At 56.6% G+C, this 3,946-nt stretch carries 7 protein-coding genes; 6 read left to right on the top strand and 1 reads right to left on the bottom strand.

What is annotated here, in order from left to right:
* Nucleotides 1-469 precede the first annotated feature (469 nt).
* The 6 genes from LG30_RS0107730 to LG30_RS0107760 all read left to right on the top strand — a co-directional run bounded on the left by LG30_RS0107730 (nucleotide 470) and on the right by LG30_RS0107760 (nucleotide 3,612).
* Nucleotides 470-913 carry a recombination protein NinB gene (locus LG30_RS0107730; RefSeq protein ID WP_033130131.1) on the top strand — a complete coding sequence of 148 codons (444 nt, stop codon included), beginning with the start codon at nucleotides 470-472 and terminating at the stop codon, nucleotides 911-913.
* Complete coding sequence (locus LG30_RS0107735) at nucleotides 910-1,227, top strand: Ref family recombination enhancement nuclease (RefSeq protein ID WP_033130132.1); 318 nt, start codon at nucleotides 910-912, stop codon at nucleotides 1,225-1,227. Before LG30_RS0107730 ends, LG30_RS0107735 begins: the two co-directional genes overlap by 4 nt.
* On the top strand, nucleotides 1,224-1,631 hold the full coding sequence (locus LG30_RS0107740) for a hypothetical protein (protein WP_033130133.1): 408 nt from the start codon (nucleotides 1,224-1,226) through the stop codon (nucleotides 1,629-1,631). Before LG30_RS0107735 ends, LG30_RS0107740 begins: the two co-directional genes overlap by 4 nt.
* Nucleotides 1,632-1,645: 14 nt before the next feature.
* Nucleotides 1,646-2,413, top strand: a complete 768-nt coding sequence (locus tag LG30_RS21120) for a phage antirepressor KilAC domain-containing protein (RefSeq protein ID WP_052100901.1) — start codon at nucleotides 1,646-1,648, stop codon at nucleotides 2,411-2,413.
* A gap of 21 nt (nucleotides 2,414-2,434) precedes the next feature.
* Nucleotides 2,435-3,133: a TIGR02642 family protein gene (locus tag LG30_RS0107755; protein WP_033130134.1), complete on the top strand. Its 699-nt coding sequence runs from the start codon at nucleotides 2,435-2,437 to the stop codon at nucleotides 3,131-3,133.
* Between the two features lie 77 nt (nucleotides 3,134-3,210).
* Nucleotides 3,211-3,612, top strand: a complete 402-nt coding sequence (locus tag LG30_RS0107760; RefSeq protein WP_033130135.1) for a hypothetical protein — start codon at nucleotides 3,211-3,213, stop codon at nucleotides 3,610-3,612.
* A 13-nt stretch (nucleotides 3,613-3,625) separates the two neighbouring features.
* Here LG30_RS0107760 and LG30_RS0107765 read toward each other — a convergent pair.
* A partial coding sequence (locus LG30_RS0107765) for a DUF4113 domain-containing protein (protein ID WP_033130136.1) occupies nucleotides 3,626-3,946 on the bottom strand: 321 nt, incomplete at its 5' end.

Consider the following 3,946-nt stretch of genomic DNA (forward strand, 5'->3'; position numbering starts at 1 on the left):
GTCGTTCATTATTTCAAATTCTAATCCACTGAAAGTTCTAGACACAAATCCTCCGAGATCGTATTTATATAATATTTTTTGTGTGATTAAAGTTTATATAAGCACTAGCAGTGAATCAACATTGTAACCCAAGTGGAGCTCTCTGTTAAGTCAGGTTGTCATTTGGTTAATAGAACGCACAGACTTGAATACTAATTTGCTACCTTGGCGCCTAGGTGTGTAGTTATGCAGATTGTTTCTGGTGCGTGACAGAAATTATCGATAGTGGGTACCATAGTCAGTGCCGGACCTAGACCATCCGGCTGTTTATGACCAAAAGGACCCAGACCATGACCAAACCACATACCCGAGATCTATCCGCAGCACGCCCACGCGGCTGTGCCAGCATCCACAGCATCAAGCCTATCCCCCCTCAGTTTAGCCCCGAGCAGGTCGAGCTTTTCCAGAAGCTTGTTGGGGAGGGCGTAGCTTGAACACCTATCCCAAGTATTTCCTCCGCAACCCAGAAATCCGGTCCCGTGCTTGCCAGTTGGTCGCTGGCCTGCCGGTTGACCAGGACAAGCCTCTGGTCATCGAGATCAAGGAGATGACCCGGTCTCTGGCCCAGAACTCCATGTTTTGGGCATGCCTCACAGACATCGCCGAACAGGTGAACTGGCACGGCCGCAAGCTCGCCAAGGAGGACTGGAAGCATGTGCTCAGCGCCGCCCTTCATCAGCAGGACGTGGTGCCAAACATCGACGGTACCGGCTTTGTCGTGCTGGGCAAGTCCACCTCCAAGATGACCGTGCGGGAGATGCGCGACCTCATCGAGTTGGCACAGGCCTTCGGCGCCCAGCAAGGCGTGAAGTTCGGGGATGAATCTCGCCGCGGCTTCGACTGGGTGGCCGCATACGGGAGGGCCGCGGCATGAGCAAGACCAAGGCTGATAAGCAGTGGTTGGGCGATGTGAGCTCTCTGTGCTGCATTGCCTGCCGGAATGCAGGCCTGGGGCCGAGCCCCGCTGAAATCCACCATGTGCGCTCTGGTGCCGGGATGGCGCAGCGTGCCGCCCACACCCAGGTGCTGCCCCTGTGCGTTCGTCATCATCGCGCCTGCTACCCCACCGGCTTCCACGCCGCTCCCAAGAGCTGGCAGGCCGAGCACGGTAGCGAGGAGACCCTGCTTGTCCAGGTGACCCGAGAGGTCGCCGAACTGCGCAAGAACACCATCGGGAGGGCGGCATGATCCACCTTTCCGCCCTCGATGCGGCCCGGCTGCTGGGTAACAGCCCCAAGGTCAAGAGCGCCGCCAACCAGGTGCGCAAGGCACAGCAAGTATCGACCCTGCGCGACAAGGTGCTGGCCCAGCTTGTTGGCTTCCCTGACCCGGTCACTGAGCTGCTGTTCCATCCCAAGCGCAAATGGCGATTCGACTTTGCCTGGCCGGCCAGCATGATCGCACTCGAGATCCATGGCGGGATCCACTCCGGCGGCCGGCATACCCGGGGGAGGGGGTTCGTAGAGGACCGCGCCAAGATGAACGAGGCCGCCCTGCTCGGGTGGACCGTACTGGAAGTTACCCCTGAACACATCAAGACCAGCCAGCTGCGCGCCTGGCTGCTGAAAGCATTTGAACAGACTGACAACTAACCAAGGACCCAACCATGACCAACCTGACCTGCAAAGCCTTCGAAGGCCACAACATTCGTATCGTCACCGATGAGCAAGGAGAACCCTGGTTCGTTGCGAGCGACATTGCGACGGTATTGGGATATGCCCAAACCAACAGCATGAACAAGCTGATTGATGAAGACGACAAGGAGAAAAGGGTACTCCAAATTGGAGGAAACTATGTAAATCAATCTCTTATAAATGAGTCTGGTCTTTATCAAGCCATATTCAGCAGCACCAAGCCTGAGGCTAGAGTGTTTAAGCGCTGGGTTACAGTTGAGGTTATCCCGAGCATTCGCAAGAACGGTGGCTATATCGTTGGGCAGGAGCAAGACACGCCTGAGCTGATCATAGCCAAGGCGCTGATGGTGGCGCAGTCAGTGATAGACAGAAAAACCATGGAGCTGCAGAGAGCTCAAGAACAAATCGCCATCCAGGCTCCGAAGGCTGACTTTGCCGATCGAGTAGCTGGTGCCGACAAGGGTGTCCTTCTCGGTAATTTCGCCAAAACCGTAGGGATTGGGCCCAAGAAAATTTTCGCCATCCTGCGTGAGATGCGGATCTTGATGAAGGGCGGCAACCGTCACAATCTGCCTTTCCAGCAGTATCTCGAGCAGGGTTACTTCGAAGTCATCGAGACGCCATACGATGCACATGGTGAAACTCGTCTCGCTTTCTCGCCCACGATCACCGGCAAAGGGCAGCAATGGTTGATCCATAAGCTTCTTGCTGCCGGCCACCTGCAAGCTCACGCTGCCTAGCCATCCTGAGGAGGACTGATTATGAGTAAGTCATTGGAAATGGCACTGCGCCTTTTCTCACCCAAGGGGGCGCTTCATGAGCCGTCATCCAGTAACGTCAGTAATCTGGGGCGTGACGAGTTTCTCGGTGCCCTGCAAGTGGCCGCCAAGAACAATCCTCAGGGGTATCAGTATCTGATAGCCGATCACCTGTTGGACATGGACGCCACTCAGGGGTTGCTGGCTCATTTCTGCGAGACCCTGGGTAGTAGCGAGGTTGCGGGCATGGCCATGGCTATCCTGCTGCGCCGCCCGCTACCAGAGCAGTTGGATAGACTGGTGCTGTCTCACCCGCACTATGACAAGGAGCGCCGCCGGGCCGCCGTGGTGATGGAGAAAGCCAAGCGGGTGCACCGTGCTGGCAATGACCATGAGTACCAGCGCCTGCTGGATGAGCGGAACTGGATCCTGGGCCTTGCCCGTGACCACTGTGTGGCTGAGATGATGCAGTCAGGCCGCTGCCCCCACTGCAATGGGACAGGGCTACGCCCGCGCAAGGGTGACGACTGCCCGAAGTGCCACGGCAGCGGGCGAGTGGTGCCAGATGCGGATCTGGTATCACGCCGGTTTGGCGTTCAGGTGCGGCAGTCAGTGGATCGTGCGGTGGATGAGGTGATTCATCAGGCGTCAGACCTGGCCCGAACTATGGACCAACAGGTGAATGAAATGCGGGTCATTTAAGAGCTCATGCCCATTGCCGGATTCATTAGAGGATACTAGATTTTAGTGCTACAGCGGCTCGCTTAAAGGTGGACAGGATGAATACCTTGCTAGCATTTATCCCATTACTTGCAGCCCTGGGTTCCCAGGGCCATAACGATGGTGCATACCCGATCTGCGACTCCTTTGTCGAAGATGCTAAAGCTTACTCGGAGAGGGACAAGGATGAGCTGATGGCATTGCGGGCAGAAGTCCGGAATGCAACGGACCTGGCCTACTTCGAGAAGCTCTATTCAACATCCTCCAATAAGCTGCTTGCTGCATATGCCCAAGAGGATGGGTTGACTCAGGAGCAAGCCAAGGCAAAGGCCTTTCATGATGCCCAGGCATGGGAGGGCGCCTTGTTGGATGTCGGGATTACCATGCAAGGGAACACAAATGAAAGTGACTGGAATGCGATCTTCAAAGGCTGCCTCGATAACGTGACTGCCGCTCGGTAACGTACTTTCATCGTCATTTCGCGCTTGGGAGTTCATCCAGGCTTGTTGTGTATCGGGGGCTTAGATGCTCCTGCTTCATCATCCACTCCCGTGTATCCCGGCCCCTGGCCGCAAAGTAGACTTTCCCCAACCGCCCCTGGTTGATCTTGTCGATGACCTGCATCAGTGCCTCGCTGCGCGGGGAATGCTGCACCCCGGCGAACAGGTCGCCCTGCTGCATGCCGGCGGGGGTGAAGTCGGCCAGCATGACGCCCCCCTTCTGATAACGCTGCTCATCGCGCCAGATCCGGGGAAGTAGTTGGGGGATCAGGGCCAGCAGCGCCCGGGTGTCATT

Source organism: Aeromonas aquatica (genome assembly GCF_000764655.1).
Classification (GTDB): Bacteria; Pseudomonadota; Gammaproteobacteria; order Enterobacterales; family Aeromonadaceae; genus Aeromonas; species Aeromonas aquatica.